The sequence below is a fragment of the Epilithonimonas zeae genome (assembly GCF_900141765.1).
Classification (GTDB): domain Bacteria; phylum Bacteroidota; class Bacteroidia; order Flavobacteriales; family Weeksellaceae; genus Epilithonimonas; species Epilithonimonas zeae.
Genome location: NZ_FSRK01000001.1, coordinates 2,149,005 through 2,170,565 on the forward strand (window position 1 = coordinate 2,149,005; position 21,561 = coordinate 2,170,565).

The 21,561-nt window shown below is 36.3% G+C and carries 17 protein-coding genes; 14 read left to right on the top strand and 3 right to left on the bottom strand.

The genetic code is table 11. The features are described 5' to 3' along the window. The first annotated feature begins 128 nt into the window (after positions 1 to 128). The 3 genes from BUR19_RS09815 to BUR19_RS09825 are packed head-to-tail and all read left to right on the top strand — an operon-like array spanning position 129 to position 2,398. The gene (locus BUR19_RS09815) at positions 129 to 1,457 is read left to right on the top strand and encodes a hypothetical protein (RefSeq protein WP_074235154.1); all 1,329 of its coding nucleotides are present in this window, start codon (positions 129 to 131) and stop codon (positions 1,455 to 1,457) included. Between the two features lie 14 nt (positions 1,458 to 1,471). Beyond that, positions 1,472 to 1,891, top strand: coding sequence for a Dabb family protein (locus BUR19_RS09820; protein ID WP_074235632.1), 420 nt, complete (start codon positions 1,472 to 1,474; stop codon positions 1,889 to 1,891). Positions 1,892 to 1,915: 24 nt separating this feature from the next. Next, a complete protein-coding gene (locus BUR19_RS09825) occupies positions 1,916 to 2,398 on the top strand; it encodes a cupin domain-containing protein (RefSeq protein WP_074235155.1) in 483 nt (160 codons plus the stop codon). 129 nt (positions 2,399 to 2,527) lie between these two features. On the opposite strand, the gene BUR19_RS09830 is transcribed toward BUR19_RS09825, so the two are convergent. Together BUR19_RS09830 and BUR19_RS09835 are read right to left on the bottom strand one after the other, a co-directional pair. Then, a complete protein-coding gene (locus BUR19_RS09830) occupies positions 2,528 to 4,351 on the bottom strand; it encodes a collagen-like domain-containing protein (RefSeq protein WP_083600732.1) in 1,824 nt (607 codons plus the stop codon). A gap of 22 nt (positions 4,352 to 4,373) precedes the next feature. Next, on the bottom strand, positions 4,374 to 4,787 hold the full coding sequence (locus BUR19_RS09835) for a T9SS type A sorting domain-containing protein (RefSeq protein WP_074235157.1): 414 nt from the start codon (positions 4,785 to 4,787) through the stop codon (positions 4,374 to 4,376). A gap of 322 nt (positions 4,788 to 5,109) precedes the next feature. Between BUR19_RS09835 and BUR19_RS09840 the strand changes: the two genes are divergently transcribed. From BUR19_RS09840 to BUR19_RS19275, 4 genes are all read left to right on the top strand, one after another. Then, positions 5,110 to 5,538, top strand: coding sequence for a hypothetical protein (locus tag BUR19_RS09840; RefSeq protein ID WP_074235158.1), 429 nt, complete (start codon positions 5,110 to 5,112; stop codon positions 5,536 to 5,538). Positions 5,539 to 6,203: 665 nt separating this feature from the next. Next, entirely contained in the window at positions 6,204 to 6,653 is a 450-nt protein-coding gene (locus BUR19_RS09850) for a ferritin-like domain-containing protein (RefSeq protein WP_074235160.1), read from the top strand. A gap of 328 nt (positions 6,654 to 6,981) precedes the next feature. After that, positions 6,982 to 7,467, top strand: coding sequence for a DUF4385 domain-containing protein (locus BUR19_RS09855; RefSeq protein WP_074235161.1), 486 nt, complete (start codon positions 6,982 to 6,984; stop codon positions 7,465 to 7,467). 351 nt (positions 7,468 to 7,818) lie between these two features. Continuing rightward, entirely contained in the window at positions 7,819 to 8,136 is a 318-nt protein-coding gene (locus BUR19_RS19275) for a CPBP family intramembrane glutamic endopeptidase (protein ID WP_379955526.1), read from the top strand. A gap of 35 nt (positions 8,137 to 8,171) precedes the next feature. Here BUR19_RS19275 and BUR19_RS09865 read toward each other — a convergent pair whose 3' ends face one another. Next, positions 8,172 to 8,699 (bottom strand): DUF421 domain-containing protein, encoded by a 528-nt coding sequence (locus BUR19_RS09865; RefSeq protein ID WP_074235163.1) that lies wholly within the window; start codon positions 8,697 to 8,699, stop codon positions 8,172 to 8,174. A 314-nt stretch (positions 8,700 to 9,013) separates the two neighbouring features. On the opposite strand from BUR19_RS09865, the gene BUR19_RS09870 reads away from it, so the two are divergent. The 7 genes from BUR19_RS09870 (at position 9,014) to BUR19_RS09900 (ending at position 21,552) form a co-directional block, all read left to right on the top strand. Continuing rightward, a complete protein-coding gene (locus tag BUR19_RS09870) occupies positions 9,014 to 9,841 on the top strand; it encodes an alpha/beta fold hydrolase (protein WP_074235164.1) in 828 nt (275 codons plus the stop codon). A 628-nt stretch (positions 9,842 to 10,469) separates the two neighbouring features. Next, on the top strand, positions 10,470 to 12,668 hold the full coding sequence (locus tag BUR19_RS09875; RefSeq protein ID WP_074235165.1) for an ATP-binding protein: 2,199 nt from the start codon (positions 10,470 to 10,472) through the stop codon (positions 12,666 to 12,668). A 161-nt stretch (positions 12,669 to 12,829) separates the two neighbouring features. Further along, positions 12,830 to 14,584, top strand: a complete 1,755-nt coding sequence (locus tag BUR19_RS09880; protein ID WP_074235166.1) for an FAD/NAD(P)-binding protein — start codon at positions 12,830 to 12,832, stop codon at positions 14,582 to 14,584. Positions 14,585 to 14,895: 311 nt separating this feature from the next. Then, positions 14,896 to 17,634, top strand: a complete 2,739-nt coding sequence (locus tag BUR19_RS09885) for a TonB-dependent receptor plug domain-containing protein (protein WP_074235167.1) — start codon at positions 14,896 to 14,898, stop codon at positions 17,632 to 17,634. Positions 17,635 to 17,646: 12 nt separating this feature from the next. Then, positions 17,647 to 18,858, top strand: coding sequence for a DUF4876 domain-containing protein (locus tag BUR19_RS09890; protein WP_074235168.1), 1,212 nt, complete (start codon positions 17,647 to 17,649; stop codon positions 18,856 to 18,858). Positions 18,859 to 18,882: 24 nt separating this feature from the next. Continuing rightward, positions 18,883 to 20,400 (top strand): DUF6850 family outer membrane beta-barrel protein, encoded by a 1,518-nt coding sequence (locus tag BUR19_RS09895; protein ID WP_074235169.1) that lies wholly within the window; start codon positions 18,883 to 18,885, stop codon positions 20,398 to 20,400. Positions 20,401 to 20,403: 3 nt separating this feature from the next. Continuing rightward, positions 20,404 to 21,552, top strand: a complete 1,149-nt coding sequence (locus BUR19_RS09900) for a cytochrome-c peroxidase (RefSeq protein ID WP_074235170.1) — start codon at positions 20,404 to 20,406, stop codon at positions 21,550 to 21,552. The last annotated feature ends 9 nt before the right edge of the window (positions 21,553 to 21,561 follow it).

Here is a 21,561-nt window from a genome sequence, read left to right on the forward strand (position 1 = left end):
CATATTTTCATTTTTAAAGTCTTTTAATGAAATTCTAAAGATTTTCTAATAGTTTTCTAACGGCGATCCGAGAATTCAGAAAGTAATTTTGTCCCGTTGAAATCAACAAAAAGAGGACAATTAATATTATGAACAAAAAATCTATCAAAGCCGGCCTGACATTACTTACCATATTGGGGATGTCAGTTAAAATGGAGGCTCAGAAAAAAAATGACTTTAATAATCCAGGACTCACCCATTATCTTAATGACGAACATACGCGTTACGTTTCTTTTAGTGGCTATGCTGAATTATGGGCAAGATATACACAACTAAATCCGGGAAGTCTCATCAATGATCAATCGAAATCGGATGTTTCAGATTTGTCTCTTAGAAGAGTAAGGGTGAAAATGACATATAAACCAACAGAAAAACTAATGTTCGTTTTGCAGGCTGGAACTACCAATGTCAATATGAATGCGAAAGCAAGTAATTATATCGACCTCTTGGATGCATACGCGGAATATGCATTTAATGATAAGATAGCCGTTGGAGCCGGACGTTCAACCTGGAGAGGATTATCGAGATTCACAACAGGACCTTTGAATACTTTGCTATACGATTTGCCAGCTTACGCCACTTCAAATGCCGGAGCAACAGATTACACTGTTAGAGAATTAAGTGTTTATGCTAAAGGACAATTAGGAAGATTAGATTACCGCTTAGTTGTGGCAGACCCTTACACAATGGCAACTGCAGAACCAAAAGTGAATGTAGCTACCTTCAGTAAAAATTCTCCGGGTAAGGATTTCTCAGGTTATTTCCGTTATGCCTTTTTGGATAAAGAAAATATCTCCACACCTTTCAATTCTGGAACATATGGTGGCAAAAAGAACGTTTTGAGTCTAGATGCAGGATTCGATTACATTCATAATGCAACCTGGCATAAAGACTTTAATAATAATGTTCAGAATGATGATATGCAGAATTATGCAGTCGATCTGTTCTATGACGCACCAATTAACAAAGACAGAGGAAGCTCAGTCAGCGCTTATGGGATGGCTATGTACAATGATTATGGCCCCAATTACGTACGATATGTTGGAACCAATAATCCCGCAACTTCCGTTAATGCTTCGCAAGCAAGTCTGAATGGGGCTGGAAATGCAATGCCCGTGATCGGAACCGGAAATACCTATTATGTACAAGTTGGAGGAACACTGCCTTATTTTAATAAAGATAAAAAGAATCTGCAATTACAGCCCGCAGTGGGAATGCAACTATCTAACCTTAAAGGACTTCAGGACAATGTAATTGTTTATGATGCAGGAATTTCATTACTGATGAACGGAATGTCGTCCCGATTGACATTCGATGCTCAAAACCGACCAATATTCACTGGAGATGCTTTAAACAAAGGTATTGTTTCTGACAGACAGTGGCAATTTGTCCTTAAATATAGAATTGATTTTAATTAAAAAAAATGAAGAAAATGGAAAGAAGAAAATTCTTATTCAGATCGTTACAGGCTTCTGTCCTTATGTTAATTTCTGGAAGTATGCTCGCATCAGTTTTACCTAATACCAATACCATAAAACCTAAAAAAGTGTACACACATAATTTATTCTTTTGGCTTAGAAAAGACCTTTCCGCAGCGGAAGTGAAGGACTTTGAAAACTTTTTTGAAGGCCTTAAAAAATTACCTTATCAGAAAAATTTACGTTACGGGAAACCAGCAGGCTCAAGTCCGAGAGCTGTCTTAGACAGTAGTTATACTTATAATTGTTCAATGGAATTTGAAAGTCTGGAAGAGCTTGAAGCTTATGGAAAACTTCCTGATCACCTTGCCCTAGTTAAAAAATACAAACCAATGTTTGAGAAAATGCTGGTTTATGATACCGTCTATAATTAATCCTAAAATAACATCAATTTTACAATGAAAAACATCATTAAAGGTCTTAGCTTTGTCCTAGCCTTAAGCTCATTTGGAATAATGAATGCACAAAACAAAGAGAATAAAAACCTTAGCATCAAAGTCAATAAGGAGGAATCAAAAGATTATATTCCCGCAGTAAGACTTATCAATAATCCGGATGGTTCTTGTACATTCGAGAAAGGAAGGATACCGACTCTGAAGCATCTAAATACTACAACATTCTGGATGAGCAATAAGACCGAAGACTGGGAAAAAAATGCACATCCAGCCCCAAGAAGGCAATATGTTATTACTCTGAAGGGAAATATTCGATTTAAAGTGACAGATGGCTCAACCTTTATTATTAAACCCGGAACAGTACTTTTGGCAGAAGATCTTAAAGGAAAGGGTCACAGCTGGGATATGGTAAAAAGTAAATCATGGGAAAGACTTTACATCCCAATTGATGAAAATGCAGATGACAATTTTGTCAAGAATGACTGATAACATAAAAAATTAATTCTATCTGGGAATTTTATAATGCAGATTAATGGTAGTTAAATGAAATCCACATTAGATAAATACCATAGGAAAAAACAAAGCACCTTGAAATAAGGTGCTTTATTATATTTATTATCGTATGACCGAAACTTTAAATGTGAATGTTTTATTACCAAAATCACCAACATCATACACGTAAATACGGACGCTGTCAGCAGCAGTTACAGTACCGTAAAATACAGGAAGATATTGTCCTGCATTAATAGTCGTCAGAGGATTGATAACAACAGTATCTCCTACATTGGCGCCAGTTAGAGCAACAGCATACTGAATAGGTGCAGCTGAAGGCAAAGTTTGGGTTGTTGTGGTTGTAATCATAGACAAGCCGCTTCCACCTCCACTTCCCGGAGAGGCCCACGTACCGTCTCCCCTTAGGAAAGTGCTTGCACTTGGCGTACCTGATGTAGTTGTTATTTTATTAACTGTTATGGGAGTCCATGCCACTCCGGCCTGCCATGCACTGCTTGGATACTGTCCTGTTGCTGTAGCACTCATAAGTACAGAATTCGCAGGAACATTTGAATCCATAGCCATTTTCAATGTTGTAATGGCACCATCTGCCATCTTACTGGTCGTTACTGTACCATTGGCCACTTTAGAAGTGGTTATTGCGTTAGCCATTACCATAGCGTTGCTGACAACATTTGATGATATTGTGGTTGCACCGGTTGCATCTATTGTAACATTGCCTGTCATAGTTACTGGATTTCCTGCAGAATATGGTGCTGTAGCATTCGTCAGATAGATTTGTCCGCCTGCAGATCCATTAATAGCTCCTGCTCCAGCAGCTCCTGTAGGACCAACAGGACCTGTGTTTCCTACTGATCCCTGAGGACCTGGGATTCCCTGAATTCCTTGAGGACCCTGAGGACCAGTCGCGCCCGTGTCTCCTTTTGAACCTGTGGCACCGATAATTCCCGGAACTCCTTGAGGACCTGTAGCACCTTGTACACCCTGAATTCCCTGAATTCCTTGAGGACCGGTTAATCCTTGAGCACCAGTTTCTCCTTTTGATCCTGTAGCGCCTGGAATCCCCTGAGGACCTGTTATACCTTGAGCACCAGTTTCTCCTTTTGATCCTGTAGCGCCGGTAACGCCTGGAATTCCCTGGATTCCCTGAGGACCCGCTATACCTTGAGCACCAGTTTCACCTTTTGATCCTGTAGCGCCGGTAACGCCTGGAATTCCCTGGATTCCCTGAGGACCTGTTATACCTTGAGCACCAGTTTCACCTTTTGATCCTGCTGCGCCGGTAGCGCCTGGAATCCCCTGAGGGCCTGTTATACCTTGAGCACCAGTTTCTCCTTTTGATCCTGCAGCACCAGTAACACCTTGAATACCCTGAATTCCTTGAGGACCGGTTACTCCTTGAGCACCAGTTTCTCCTTGTGGACCTTGTGCACCTGTTGCTCCGGTCACCCCCGGCAGTCCCTGAATACCCTGAGGACCAGCTGCGCCAGTAGCACCTGTATCTCCTTTGGGACCAGGGATTGAACTTCCTGAATTTTTAGCATATAAAGCATAGGGAACGCTCAAAAGCTGAGAGGTTCCGGTTATTGTGTAGTTACTAGAACCCGTAGGATCTGTCTCAATCTTAATAAAATAGGTATCAGAACCCCAGTCAATACTTGAAAACGAACCACTAAGTAAATTACCGGATCCAATTTTAACTGTAACGAGACCATTACCATTAGTGGGTTGAGACTGAATTTCTGAGTAAACGACAGGTCCTGTTGCTGAACCTTTTAAGATTGAAAACCGCATCCCGACATTCTGGCTCTTAACCAGTTCGTTGTTTGAATTTCTGATGATAGCCTGATAACTCATCGCATCCTGAACTTGAGAAAATGCCATGACAGCAGCCAGTGAAGCCGCTAAAAAGTAGAGCTTTTTCATAGGTAATTAATTTTATTTTATGTTATTTATCTGTTTTAAGAACCTTAAATATCTTAATAGCTCTGCCGCCTTTAGATACTTTTAAGTAATAGATTGCAGCTGGATAAGATGACATCGCTATAGAAGTCTTCGACTGGCCGATGGACTTTGCTTTTAATAATTTTCCGCTGTTGTCAACCAGTTCATAACGGTACTTATTGAAGTCTGAAAGTCCAACCGTTAGATTGAGGTAATCTGTTGTCGGATTTGGATAGATACTTACATTTAAGGTTATTTCAGTGATATTAATACCAAGGCTCTCGGTAATTTCGTAGGCCTGTTGTACACCTGGTGCAGCACTTCCTGCTGAAGATATTGCAGTATCATTAAAAGTCTGTCCTATTGTAGCGCTGACGCTTCCTGAGATATTTGAAGCTGTTATACCGGCTGTAGTCAAAGATTCTTGCGCAGAAATTTCGTATGAAAAACAGAGACTAAATATAACGCACGTTAAAATTGTAGTTTTCATATCATATATTGGATATAATTATTAGTTTTAAGTATTTTCGCAAATATACATTTATATTACAATAATCATATTAAATTATGACAAAAGAAAATCAATTGTTTTAAGGTGGCACTCTAGGCATAGTAGCACCCGTTATACTGCCCGCTCATAAGCTTTTAAAATAGATAAAAGTCCAATTTCGCGTTTGCATTGTTTTTTTTGAGATTATTGGCATTTGTATTGTTAGTAAAGAATTATTAATCAAACTTCTATGAAAAGATTTACACTCAGCATATTTTGTGCTGCTACAATACTTGCTTGCAATAAATCTGCTGACGCCCCTCAAGATTCACACAATGACAATGGACCTATCTTAGGGGGAAAAAAGGATAATCACGGGTGCTTGTCTTCTGCAGGACAAAGTTGGAGCGAACTAAAACAGGACTGCATACAGGTATTTAACCAGGGTTTTAGATTGAACCCAATTGAAATCGGCAAAGACCAAGAGGTTATCAGTGCATTCATCATTTACAATGACGATCACTCAAAAATAGAACTCTTTCTGCCTAATGGTTCTGATCAGATGATACTTAAGAAGGTTGACAAGAATACTTACGGCTACTCAAATTATAAGTATGATTCCAACAAATCAATACTCTATATTAACGGTGCTGAAAAATATAAAGGCAATATTGAATAATTAAAATTAATTCTACACTTACACCGGCTATTGCCAAGCGGCAGTATTTAATAATGCAACCAGAGCCAACCTAAACCATTTTACGTTATTTTGTAAGGGTCCTCGAAAAGCACATTCTTCAAATAGAGGAGCTACAATAGCTATCTCCAACATTATTTGACATGATGACATCGATTTCATATATGAAGGTATTAAACCTAAAGATCTTAAAGGATCAACAATCCCCCAGCGGAAACATATCATTTGAATCATTGAAGACAATAAGACTACAAAAAAACGGGACTGGAATCATCCATAATGTAACCACTATTTTAGACCGCAGACCTGCAGTTGAAGGAGAAGCTTTAAGGCCTGTCACAAAATGAAAAAGTTTTGTAGTTTTATCATTTAGCAGCTCAAATATATCACATTAATTTTATGTTCAAGCACAGTTCAGTCTACATATTTATATTAAATTTTTCTAATAAAAATATTACGATTTGTTGAAATTTACATCTATACATATAGAGTCAATTTTTTAAAAAAAAGCGCCAAAGTAATCCTTCTTTAAATTATCGGTTGCGAATCAGTCTCCAACATCAGAATTCAATACATCTTAAAATTGTTATTGCTTATTTTACAGGCACCATTCTTGCAAATGTGCTAGTACACTAAAACGTATTATTATGAACAATGACAAAACAATTTCGATATTAAACGATTTGCTTAATATCACGAATGACAGAATCGCTGGATTTGCAAAAGTCGCCGGAAAGGCATGGGAAAACTACAACGATCTTCGACCTGCGTATGATGATATGGTGGCAGAAGCATGGGATATGAAAGAGGAATTGATCGACCTGATTCAAAGCAAAGGTGGAAATCCTGATGATCAAACCAGCATTTCCGGTGCATTCCACAGAGCCTGGATTGATATTAAGGATACATTCGCTTCTGATAAAGCTGAATCCACGCTTGAAAATGTAGTTTTTGGAGAGAAAGCGGCTATAGACGCCTTCCAGAATGCGCTCAATAGCGGTGAGCTTTGCCGCGAGAGCGAGGCAGTAATTGGTAAACATTTACAGCAGCTTAGTGTTTCCTATAATAAATTTAAAGTGCTTGAAAAAATAAGCTAAATTATTGAGGATTACATTTGATGATGATTAAAAGGGGATAAAAGCCATACACTAATATTATCCCTTTTTAGACCTTTTTTATTACTATATTAAGTTACAATGAAACTTAAATTGATTCAATGACGCTAATTTTCATAAAACATCCATCATCTTTTACAGTTCTTTACTAGCTTAAATGCTTGAGGGATAAAAAAGGAGACATAGCCAATTTGCAGAAATATTATCTCTTGGCGCTAAATTTAGCATCCGAATTGTACACTCAGTATCTATCTGCAATTTTGATTATCGCTGCTTGAGCTGAGGGCATTTATTTTGTAAAATCATAACTATGAATCAGAATAAACCCAGCTATTTAAATTTTAAATCGAAAGATTATCCTTGGAAGCCTGATGTTGACTACAGGAAGTATCCTGAATTGTATAAAGTGGGAAAAGGCGAACAGGGCGTTTTAATATGCGAACCCTACAAGTCTGAAATCGGTCCTTACTGGCGTTTTAAAACCGAATTAATTGCAAAAGAGAGTTCACAAAAGATTTACTTATTATTTTTAGAGTACCTGAAAAATAATGATTTTGTAGGTGCTGATATGGCGAGAAAATACCTACAGATGGGATTTACAAGAGCACGGCGCTATTTTAATTATAAAGGTGGGCAAAAATATGACACAGGAAATGATTACAACCAATTAAAAAAAGGAACTGGTGACCCCGAGAAAGCTAAATCTGCAGAAATATTCTACCAGAAATGGAGAGCAGCAGAAAATAATAAGCAGTACGCAGCTCTGAAAACCGCATGGAAAAAAACAAGGGGATAACTATTGTTTTATGTCTATAATTTAAACATATTTGTTTATTGATGAAAATAATATATTGTGAAAAGACATTCTGACTTACTCACTATAATTTCTCCTATTATAATTATCGTTTTTAATATATGCAGCTCTTTCGTATTTAAATATGAGGTAATAGAATGGTCATTTATTCCGATTACGATGATAGAATGGATGATGATCATCTTTTTCATCTCAATGAATGGTGGAACTGATCTTGTGACATTATGGTTAAAAAGACCTTCTAAAAATTGGCTATTGTCTATAGTTTCGTTACTGATCGTTTTGCTATACCCCAACATCTTTTCCAACATCAAAAACTTCTGTGGTAGTTGGATGTTAGTTACATCCTATATTTTAATTGCAGTACTCAATCCCTTTTTTGAGGAGTTTTACTGGCGCGGGCTTCTGACCGATATAACACCGCATTGGAATGCGACTGCCTCTACTTTATATTCAAACCTCCTGTTTACTTTTAATTATGTTGTTTTGCAGGCAAGTTTTAGACAATCTACTACGTGGGAAATGATATTATTTATCTTCATTACGAGCATAATATGGTGCATAACCTATCAAAAAACCAACAGCTTGAGATGGGTCATCCTGTCCCACTTTGTGTGGAATCTATTCACTATTGGTTCTTTTGTTATTTAGGAGCGTAATATTTAGAATAATAAATTTTAAAATACCTAATGCTTGCCAGGAATGTTAATATCTTGCAAGGAACTTGAACCGCTTATGATATCTGATTTTTTAATCACACTGATCTCACCATTAAGTTCAATAACTACAGCTAAAACTTCATCTAATTTTTCTATACCTGCCTGACGGACGACAGCATAAATTTCATCCACAGTAATTGCTTCAGTTCTCATATTTTCTTTGAGGTATGCTCCTTTATAGAAAAGTAGACGTGGTGACGAATTAATTAAATGTTCCATTTTGTCTGAAGTACTAGCAAGTTTAGCGAAGAAATACTGCATCGCTATAATTAACAGTAAAACCATTACACCTTCTGCTAAAGGAACCATGGCCAGCATCATATAAGCTAAAGTTGAACCTAATGCCACTGTTACCACGAAGTCAAAGGCGTTAAATTTGGCCAGGGTTCGCTTCCCCGATATTCTTATTAACAGAAAAAGAATAACAAATGAAATAACGGTCATTAGTGCCACCTGTCCGAGTTTTTCCCAATTCTCAAAAAGCAGTTCTTTCATTTTTTTTACATTTAGTTTTTAATTGATAAAATAATGCCAGAAAATTAATGCTGTGAGAAATATGTACTGCTAAAAAAAATCCCCGCCAGGCGAGGATAAAAACTAATAACCATGAAAACTCATATATGCATGAGATCCGGGTGCAAAAATACTGTATGCGTCCAATATTGGCATCAAGGTTTAATTTATAATTTAAATATTTTTAATAAACAGGGTCTATACATTATATCAAAATGACTGTTAACTATACTCATTACTATTTTGATGGTCTGATGTTTGGTTATATGAAAACATTATTAATCAAATAGAAATATATGCCGTACATTACAAAAGATCAAGATGCACAATACAGCATCTACTACGAAGACTTGGGGCAGGGAGAGCCTGTTATTTTAATTCACGGATGGCCCTTAAGCGGAAAATCCTGGGAACTTCAGATTCAGGCGCTCTTGGATGCAGGACATCGCGTGATAACTTATGACAGAAGAGGATTTGGTCAGTCATTTGTAAGCAGCGAAAGTTATGATTACAACACATTAGCTGAAGATCTTCACCAGTTGATATCCCAATTGGAACTTAGAAAACCAGCACTTGTTGGTTTTTCAATGGGTGGTGGTGAAGTGATCCGATACATCACCAATTACGGAAGTGATAATATCTCAAAAATTGCGCTTGTAGCTTCCATCATCCCACTCGTTAAAAAGAAGGACGATAATCCGGACGGTGTTCCGCAGGAAAAACTTGATGAGATTATAAACAACCTCAAAGATGATCGCCTCAACTTTTTGGAGAGTTTTCACATGGATTTCTACAACTATGGTATTCTATCAAAATCTGTGAGCCAAAAACAGCTTGATTACGACTGGAACATTGCTTCACAGGCTTCACCCATTGTAACAATTAAAGCAGCGGAAAGCTGGGCTAATACGGATTTCAGATCTGAAGTAGGTGCAGTGACTGTTCCTGTCTTAATTGTTCACGGAGATGATGATAAAGTTGTTCCTATTAAAACTGCAGGAGATCAGGCAGCGCAACTGATAGGTCATAGTCAGTATCATGTTATTTCAGGTGCTCCACACGGACTAAATATTACTCATGCCGAAGAATTGAATCCAATTCTTATAGAATTCTTAAAACAGTAAGATATTCCAAAAACTGTTATATATTAACAAGGAGCAACGTGAATTGATGTTGCTCTTTATTTTTGTTAATGCTTAGTAAAATCTAAAGGATATTTTTAATATCTATTTAATTACGTTTGATAATATCCACCACTTATCAAGTTTTACTAATATTATCAAATGCTCTATCGATTTCAACATTTCCAGCAGCTGTTCCAATTTAATTCTGGTTTGTAAAGCCAGAGCATTGTCATTGGTAAAGATGTCTAAGAGATATGGTCCAATATAAATCCAGACAGTCTTTAATCGCCTGCTCTACTTCGTTAGATTTATGATCATTTTTTTCCAGAATAACCTATCGCCTGATCCCACTAGGGCTAAGTCCTGCTTAACTATATCGGCTTCTTTATGAGGTATTCATCTACCAGTTCATCTAAAGTATGTACCACAATTTTAAGTAAAAGGTGGCCATTGGAAAAAGATTTAATATAGTCTACATATTGTTAATTGCAGGACAAATATCAAAGTTGATAGTTCTGGCATCATCTTTTCATACCTGTGCATTCTGCATGTAGCTTATAAGGTCTTTCTTCTGTCCATGCGGCATTAAAAATTTTTAGCCAGCTTCGAAACCTGCAGTTTTTAAGGAATGGAATTAACCCAATGTCATAACATTGTTATCAATACACCTGGCTATATACAAAACTTTGGTTATCTGCTGGGAATTAATACACAAAATTTATCAATCGCTTTTTACAGCCAAAACTTAGCAGATATATTTGGTTTTAATTCAAATATTATCAATCAAAGTCTTAACAGCATTAATTGTTTTAACAGTATTGCTGAGCACCCGCTATATAGAGAGGCTATCACAGGTCATTCGGATAAGGTTAAAAATAGCGGACGTATTACATTAAATCACCAAGAATATCATATTGTCGTTTATACATATGATCATTTTCTCTATATTGAATTGGAACAAGTTATTTTAGCCGATAATGCTGAACAGAAAGCTCTTAAAAATGTTAAGAATCTCATATCAACTAAAGATGGCAACCAGATATGGAATACACTTGTAAAGGATATCGCAAATATTACTGGCTACGAAAGGGTAATGATATATAAGTTTAATGCCGATGCAACAGGACGTGTTATTGCTGAAGAAAAAAACACTGATTTGGAAAGTTTTCTCAATGTACACTATCCTGAAAGCGATATTCCAAAGCAGGCGCGACAACTATATTTGAAAAACTATAAACGTATTATCTCAGACGTCGAGTCACAACCAGTTCCGATTATTAGTGCTATACCTGACATCGATTTAAGTTTATCTGGGATCAGAGCGATCTCCCCGGTTCATCTTCAGTATCTTAAAAATGGTCGGATTGCCTCAAGCTTCAGTATTTCAATTATTATTAATAATGAGCTTTGGGGTATGGTTACCTGCCATCATTCAACAGCTCGACATATTGATCTTGATGGCAGGATATTATCTGAAATAGCCACATTTATAGCAGCGAATTCATACAGCTCATACAAAGCTTCTCTTGCGCTTAGCTATGATAAGCAGTTGAGTAAGAGCTGCTTTGAACTTAAGCTTCAACTGCTGTCTAAAAATAATTTCAAAGATTCGATTTTTGAACATTCAGCCCTTATTCATATGTTATCCGAAACAGATGGTTTTGCAGCCCTGATTGATGGTCAGATTATAAGCATTGGCGATACACCGGACAACAAACTTATTAGTAGCATAGCACATTGGTTGCAATCCCAATCTCACAAAGGCTTTTACTTTAATCACTCATTTTACAATGAATTTAGTACCGAACTTGGACTGGATAAAAATTGTTGTGGTATTGCTTCCTGCTTTTTAAATGAAGCTCAGGGAGATCTTATGATATGGTTCCGGCGTGAATACAAAGACCATATCAATTGGGCTGGTAGACCAGAAAAAGAAATTGCCATGCTAAACTTTTACAAGGAAGAAAAACTGACTTATTCCCCTAGACAGTCCTTTGCAATCTACTGCGAAGAAGTGGTTAATAAATCACGGCCTTGGAGAAAAAAAGATATTCAAAGACTACAGAAAATAAAAGAAGTTGTTGACCAGACTGCGCAGGAATTTCTTTATAAAACAGAGAGAGCCAACAAGGATCTGAATTTTCTCAATGAAGAGCTTAAAAGAGTGAATGAAGAATTAGACAGTTATTCTCACACCATATCACATGACCTGGCAACACCACTGACTGTGATGAAGCTGAATATGCAGCTGATGGCAAAATATAATACAGATCAGCCGACTATTGATAAAATTCATAATGTACTCAACGAAATCGATAATATGTCAGAAATGATGAATAATGTTCTGAGACTGAGCCGCCTTAAACATTCGGAGTACAACTTTCAGAGCATCGATCCTGCAGACATCATCAATAAAGTCTGTCTCGATTCTAAATTGACCTACAATGAAGATGTTGAGATCCATATTGGATCAATTTATCCTGTTATTGGTGAAAAAAGCCTTATTCAGCAAGTCTTTCAAAATGTTATTACCAATGCTGTAAAATATTCTTCTCAGAAGGAAACACCACAAGTAAGCATTAGATCAGCTGTTGAAGGTGATTGGATTATTTATGAAATCCAGGATAATGGCATTGGCATACCCTATGAATCAAAGCACGATGTTTTCAAGGTTTTTAACCGTATGACTAACTCCAAATCTTTTTTCGGAAATGGTGTCGGATTATCCATTGTCGATAATATTATGAAAAAGCTTGGAGGCAGTGTGGATTTTGAAAGTGTAGTTGACTCAGGCACAACTTTTTATCTTAAATTTCCTGGCTCTTAAGTTTTATTCCGTAATTCACTAAATCATTGATAAGACGTCTGATACATTTCATTAGTTTAGACACCGAAATAAGTCTACCTATTTTTTACAAAGTCTAAGATGAGTTGGATGATAATTAATTGTGGAATATATTTTGAATATCTGCTTTGAAATAAAATTAGATGCAAAATATATATCCTAAAACAATCGCGCTTATTGGCGGTGGACCTGCTGCACTAATGATGATGAAACATCTTTCTGAGAATCATAGCCCGGTTTCTGGAGTACTCATATTTGAAAAGAATGAACGCCTCGGTGTAGGCATGCCTTATGGCAGAGGCGGCTCGAACAACGAACATGTTGCTAATGTTTCTGCTGCTGAACTACCCAGCTTTGCGATAAGTTTTGAAGATTATATCACCAAGCATCCAACCAATGAGCATCCTGATTACTTTGACAAAGGCAGCTTCAAACCTAACCAAGTAATTCCAAGACTTCTCCTGGGAAATTATATGGAATATCTTTTCGACTATTATATTAAAACTCTAAGAAAGAAAAATATTGAAGTGGTCTTCAAAACCAATTGCAGAGTCATTGATATTGAATCAACTGCCGATCAATCTTATAAGATTATAACTGAAAACGAGAAATGCTTTTCAGCCGATATTATAGTCTTATGCACGGGACATCACTGGCCTAAAACTTATGAAGATGCTGTCAGTGGATGGTATGACTCTCCATACCCGCCTTCCAAGTTCACGTCACCATTTAATGGTCCGGTTGCCATAAGAGGCACTTCCCTAACGGCTGTTGATGCTGTTAAGACACTAGCCCGTCTTAATGGAACTTATGAGGCTGATCAGGATGGCAGGCTGATCTACCATCTTAATCCGGAGTCTGATCAGTTTAAAATCACTTTATTTTCAACAGGCGGATTTTTGCCCGCCCTGCGTTTTCATTCAGATGGTGAAGCGTATTCGAGTTCATGGGTGATGTCACTGCAGGATATTTACGAATACAAAAGTAACAATGCTGGATTTGTGGATCTGGATTATGTTTTTGATCTTAATTTTAAACAGCCGCTGAAAGCTAAAGACCCTGAATTCTACGAGAGGATTAAGGCTATGGATATGGAAACTTTTGTAGAAGAAATGATGAAACTTCGAAAAGAACTTGACAGTTTTGATCTCATCAAAGCAGAATACAGGGAGGCAGAAAAATCCATTAAACGCAGAGAATCAATCAGCTGGAAAGAAACTCTGGCAGCCTTTAGCTACGCTATGAATTATCCTGCTAAACATTTTTCAGCAGAGGATATGCTTCGTTTGAGAAAAACAATGATGCCACTTATCTCTGTCATTATTGCCTCATTGCCACAGGCATCATATAAAGAACTGATATCGTTATATGAAGCAGGTTTGCTGGATCTGGTTCAGGTGGATAAAGAAAGTCAGGTAGTTCCTAACGCTAATTCGGGAGCAGTTTACCATTATACCTCAGTTGATAACGAGCAAAGGGAAGAACATTATCCTATGTTTGTTGATGCTATAGGGCAACAGTCCTTTAACCTTAATGACTTTCCTTTCGAAGGATTGAAGCAGACTGAATTAATTACTTCAGCGTATCTTGATTTCAGGGATAATCAGAAGGCATTAGAATTAATCAAAGAAGGCGAAGCACAAGTTTACCAAGGATACAATAATAACTATTATCTGAAATTACCCGGATTGAAAATCAACGATTTTTTCCAGGCTTTAAATCCTTATGGTCAGATTATCGATAGTCTTTATATAATGGCGGTGCCTTTTATAGGCGGACTTAACCCCGACTATTCGGGATTGGACTTTTGTGATACTGCAGCTGAGAGAATTGTAGCCTCACTTAAGATTACTGATATCAGCAGCGAAATGTCTGATATTAAAAATGTAGCCAGTTAATATTATTATTAAAAGTTAATTTAAAATTTAAAGAAATATCGATTAGAATTTTATTGTTTTTACATATTGAATTTCTGAAGGAAGACTGCTATGCAGTCTTTTTTTTTTCAACAAAACTTAGGATATATTAAATAATCGGAATATCAGATTAATTTTTTCTTTCATCGGTTATCACATACTGATTTAATTTCACAGAAATAAAACCTTAGAGCCAACAAAAATCATATTCGTTATTTTAAATAAGTCTAAATAAAATTTGATTCTTTTAATCAAATCTATACTTTTGCAGTCCACTTTTTAAAATAACCGGAGTGTTCAAGTATTTTTATTTTTTCTTTTTCAGTTTTGCTTTTATTAGTATTAAAGCACAATCCGATAAACTGCCTATCACAATTCAGGTTTTTGATGATTTGCAGAAACCGCTATCTGATGCTGTCATAAAAGATCAAGGAAAAGAGATCCCTACAAATTCGGACGGAAATGCAACAATCCTATTGTCAAAAGGAAAGCACATCCTACTCATCTCTCACGAACGTTTTGACGAAAAGGAATTCCATCTCCACGTAGAGAATCAACAGACTTACATTGTGTCTTTAAAAAAAGAAGTTAAAATTGAGGAAGTTGTAATAACAGCAAAAGAAGGAAAAGGCCTTACCAGCAAGTCCGTTATTGACAGGCAAGCGATGCAGCACCTGCAACCATCCAGTTTTGCAGACCTAATGGAACTTCTTCCCGGAGGATTGGCACGAGACCCAAACTTAAGTACCGCAAATAGAGTTTTGTTGCGTGAAAATACCGGAGGTCCTTCTTCATACACGACCACATCTCTTGGTGTACAATTTATGATTGATGACAATGTTTGGAATACTAATGCCAATTTGCAAACATCAATCGATGAATCACAGATGGGTGAAGCCGCAAAATATAGAAATACAACGGGCATTGGAACCGATACGCGAACTATATCTACCAACGACATAGAAAAAGTGGAAGTTATCCGAGGAATACCTTCTGCTGCTTATGGCGATCTCACCTCTGGGTTAATTAAAATTGAGAGAAAAATAGGTTATTCGCCACTGGAAGCCAGATTCAAAGCGGATGGTTTTAGCAAACAGTATTATGTCGGAAAAGGTCTTGTTCTGAATAAAAACTGGAATCTGAATGTGAATATGGACTTGTTGGATTCCAGACAAAATCCTACGGACGAATTTCAAAATTACCAGCGTATAACAGCTTCGATAAGATCAAGGCTAAAAACAAAACTCTGGCAAAAAGATTTGGAATGGCGATCCAATATCGATTTCTCTAATAATCTTGATAAAATAAAATACGATCCAGATACAGGATACGCCTTAACCGACTCTTATAAAAACTCGAATCAAAGAATCAGTTTTACTAATAATTTCACCTACAATCTTGATTCAAAATCTTTCTTTAATAAGATTGTTGTAAACACAGCGATCCGACAAGGAATCGAAAAAATTGAACAGGTTAAATTGGTTCAATTATCAGGTCCAAGAGCTTTATCATTAGCAACAACTGCTGGAGAAAATGTGGGCATATATCCCAACACAAGATATATTGCAGAATCATCAACAGACGGAAAGCCTTTGGATTTATCATTATTCCTACAAACAACAGGCTCGAGAAAAGTTGGCAAATTTAATAATCAATATGAAGCAGGTTTTGATTGGAAGTACTCTAAAAACAATGGGGATGGACAACAGTGGGATTTAGAAACGCCACCTTCTGCTACTATTGGAGCAAGGCCTAGAGCTTTCAAAGATATCCCTGCCTGGAAGAACTTGGCCGTTTTTGCTGGTAATCAAATGTCTTACAATCTGAATCAACACAAATTTTCTTTATATACAGGTTTGCGTGTCTCCAAGCTTTTAGGTATTGATCATTCCTATGCCATCAGTAAAAAAACATTTGCAGAACCAAGAGTCAATTTCCAGTACAACCTTCCAATTGTAATGGTTGGAAATTATCCGCTGAAGACAGATGTGACTCTCGGCTACGGGATTTTGTATAAACAACCGACTCTGCTAATGTTATATCCTAACCAAAGATTTACAGATTATGCACAACTGAATTATTATCACGATGATGAGAATTACCGTTATGTCAATTTTATGACTTTTGTTCAGAATCTTGAAAACAAAAATTTGACGGCAGCTAAAAATATTAAGAAGGAGATACGTTTGGATTTGAGTTACAGAAATCATGAATTCTTTATTACTTATTTTAATGAAAATCTTAAAAACGGTTTTAGAAGCACATTACAAACTCAGATTATATCGTACAAAAAATACGATTCCAATTACATCGACTTGTCACAATGGGGAGAAAATGGTCCTGATTTGACTAATGTACCTTATGAGACTGTACGCGAATTTGGAAATTACTCTATTACAGAAAACGGAAGTGCCACTTTAAAAGACGGGGTTGAATTTGGCTATACATCTCCAAGAATTAAAGGTATTAATACCAAATTCACGCTCACAGGAGCTTGGTTCAGGACACAATACAGAAATACTGTTCCTGTCTTGGAACGTCCTTCAATTTCTTTGGCAGGAAGTAACTATCAATACTATGGAATTTATAAAAATGACCTCGGTTATGTTAATGAGAATCTGAATTATAATCTGATGCTAGACACTTTCATTCCCAGCTTAGGATTAATCGTTTCTGCGTCTATACAAGGTTCTCTCTATAATTACCAAAAATACGATCAAAGAATTCCGCAACCTATTTCTTATGTGGATCTGGATGGTGTTACCCATACTTTTACAGATGCAGATAGAACAGACACTTATAGACGCTGGCTGGTACGATCTGTTACATCCGATGATAGGCCCAGAAGGGAAACTTATGTGATCCGAGCTAATTTCAAAGTCACCAAAATTATTTACAAAAACCTTAAAACATCGATGTTTGTCAACAGGTTATTCAGCTACGAGCATCCCTATTATTTTTTAGGGAATAAAATTGAAAGACAAGCTGGTAACAACCCTTATTTCGGAATGGAACTTAATTATAATTTTTAAAATAAATATATTATGAAAAAAAGATTTTTAGCAATCGGTTTTATGGCCATACTCGCTTCTTCAGCAGTCATTGTTTCTTGTTCTAAAGATGATGATGATTTTGGGACAGAAGTTTCACAGAAAAGTGTTCTTACTGTAACTTTAAAAGGTGACAATATTGCGACTTACAAAACTCTTGACATAGAAATTCTTGAAACAAATACTGGAGCAATTACAAAAAAAACATTGGAGAATGTAAGTGCATATTCTTTTGAATTGCCTTATGGATCTTACAAAATCTCAGCAAACGGAACCGTTATCACAAAAGATAATGAAGAAGTACAAGTGGGAGCTTCTGCAGAGCAGGATATCAACAGTGGCGTAGTTAATTTATCTTTACCATTAGTGATTAAACAATTCAACAATGATTTCATCATAGAAGAAGTTTTCTTTGCAGGTGTAAAAACAAATGAAGGTAAAAACTATAATAATTCCCGCTATTTTAAAATCACTAATAATACGGATGAAGTTCTTTATGCAGACCGTTTAATGATTGCCACTTCAGAATTTTTCACTACAGTTGCAAGAACAGTTACTCCTTACATTGTGGATCAGGCTTTTCCTATTAGTGCAGTTATGATTGTTCCGGGAACAGGAAAAGAACATCCAGTCCAACCAGGAAGTTTCATCGTTATTGCTGATAATGCGATTAATCACACCACTTCTAACGGTTTTGATCTGACAAAAGCGGATTTTGAATTCCCTTCTACCAACCCAAGTTTAGGACAGGTTGATAATCCAAGTGTGCCGAATATGAACATCGCTTATACTCAGATGACTTATAATATGATTTTCCTTTACACAACAAGTCAGCAAGGATACGCATTGGCTAGACTTCCTGAGGGACAAACTGCTGATACATTCTTGGCTGAAAACAAATATGATTATTCTTATACAAATTCAGCTGGAGGCGTAACCAATAAGAGTGTTTACAAAATCCCAAATACCTGGATTGTAGATGCCCTTAACACGAGTCGTGACGATGACTTCCTTCAAATCCTTACAGCACCATCAATTGATGCAGGATGGACAACAGCATCTCCTGGATATAATGGAAAAACTGTTAGAAGAAAAGTATTAGGAACAATGTCCAATGGTAAAAACCTTTACAAAGACACCAATAACTCAACAGCAGATTTTGTTCGTAACTCTGAACCAAGTCTGAAAAACGGTATTGTTAAATAACATTTTGAAATTATCATTTTAATAATGAATCAATCAAAATTTGTCATCGTATTTTTTATTTGTATCGGATTCAGTTTTGTTTTCGGACAGGATAGTTTACGCCTGCTTACAAAAATCAACAACCAATACAACGAGGAAAGAATACAAATCCAAAACTTTTACTATAATCCGGCAAGTATGTCGGATTATAGTTCTTCTTCGATGTCAGAGTTTAGTCTCAATTATCAATCTGACAATCAAAAAACTTACCTAAGACAGTTAGGTTCTGGAGACACTGGATTGAGCCTTAAAACCAATTCATTCAAAAAATTAAAATCAAATAGTGCAGTTTGGGGAAACGCAGGCTACAGTAATATGACGAAAAAAAATCTCAGTTATAATGAGAATTTGGACTTTGAAAGAATTGCGCCTTATGTAACACAAGATTCCGTTGGCGGTAATTTGAATCTTGAAACTTATCATTTCGCAGGAGGTTATGCCAAGAAAATGAATCGGTTTTCTTTTGGACTTTTCGGAAGTTACGATGCGCAGATGGCTTACAGATCGCGAGATCCTCGGGTTAAAAACACCACTTCTGATTTGATAATCTCTGCCGGAATTAATTATAAAGTTTATCAAGATTATGAAATTGGAGTATTTGGTGAATTTAATAAATATACTCAAAATGGCTCAGTCAATTTTGTGAACGAAGTCAGTTATCCAATTATTTATCAATCCGTAGGATTTGGCTACACCAACTATCTTTTCAACAATGATTCTAAGACTCAATACGAAGAATTAGGATATAAAATTGGTGGACAAATCTCCAGCAAAGATTGGAAAGATTTCTATATTACAGGGGTTCTATCAAGTTCAAACAACATCAAAGGAATTGAGCCAAGAGTTGGAAACCGTTATTATGACACAAGTGACTTGGAAAACAAAATATCTCAAATCGAAGCAGCAAAATTTTTCTCTTTGAAAAACAATCGGATTGGTTTGATCTTTAATTATAATTCCACCATCCGAACCGGAAAAGAATATGGTTACACCAGCAATTCAGACAATAGAGAATTGATTTTTAAAAGAAAAGCTTACAAAAAAGAACAGTACACTACAAGCTTCAAAGCTTTCTATCAACTAACGCAGGAAAAATATATTTTCACTGCAGTTCCATTTTTCCTTTATCAGGAAATCACAGAACGTAGAATTTATCCTTTTTCCGGACAAAAATACGATGCTTACACTTTGGGATTAGATGTGGATTTAAAAGTAGAAATCAAAAAAAATCAAGTCTTAAGCTTCAAACCTAGTTACTCATATCGTAATATCAATAAAGCGATTAATGCCTTAGACACCAATTTGAGACCTGCTCTTATCGATTGGATTAATCAGGATTATTCTATACTTACAAGTGATGTTTTCACAATGGGAGCAATCATTCGCTATGATTTTACGATTCATAAACTTCCTTCATTCTTTATAAGCGGACAATGGATAACAATGACTATTAAAGAAAAAAACAATAATTTTGGAGCTTTAAGTTTAGGCATAACATTTTAAATAATGAAGAAGGTTTTTCTTGCAATTTTTGGCATTTTTATTTTCATTTTATTCAGTTTTACTCCAAAAGTCGGACAAGATCTGATGGATAATCCTGATCCTACTATCGAAGAAATTGTAAAAAGCTACAAAAAAGCTATTACCGAATGGCCAAAGCCGAATATCAATTACGGTGTTTCTTGGAAAGAATTTTCATCCATCAAAAGAGATTCACTCTATTTTGTTAAGCAAGACAGACCTGAAGTTATTCTTGGAAAAATGTTATTTTTTGATCCCAAATTATCCAAATCCGACCAAATATCCTGCAGTTCCTGCCACGATCCGGAGATGGGATGGACAGACAAAAGACGTGTCGCATTGGGCAACGATCATCTTATGGGAAACCGAAATACAATTTCTCTCTACAATATTGCCGACAGAAAATCTTTTTTCTGGGACGGTCGAGCTCAGTCTTTAGAAGAACAAGCTTCCGGACCATTGGGAGCACACCACGAGATGGCAATGGATGTAAAAATTCTTCCTAAAAAATTACAAAAAATAAAAGGTTACAAAGTTTATTTCCAAAATGCTTATGGCGATGAAAAAATAACTTATGATAGAATTGTAAAAGCATTAGCCGAATTCCAGAAAACGATAAAAAGCCAACCGAGCCGATTTGATCAGTTCATTGATGGAAAATACAATGCGCTATCTGATAAAGAAATCTATGGAATGCATATTTTCCGTACAAAAGCCCGTTGTATGAATTGTCATAATGGACAAAACCTAACTGACGAATCTTTCCACAACATCGGTTTAACTTACTACAAAAGAGAATACGAAGATTTGGGACTTTACAATGTTACCAAAAAACCTGAAGATGTCGGCAAATTCAGAACGCCGCAATTGAGAGACCTTAATCTTACGAGACCTTGGATGCACAATGGTTTGTTTGATGATTTGGAAGGTATTGTGAATGTTTACAACAGCGGAATGCATATGATAGATCCGAAACCAGAACAAAAGCAGAAAGACCCAAATTATCCGGTTACCGATTCTATGATGCAACCATTAAAATTAACTAAAGACGAAAAGTCTGCGCTCATATCATTTTTAGAATCTCTCAACGGAACAAAATACAAAATGAGAAGACCAGAGTTTCCAATTAAATAAATTCAGTTA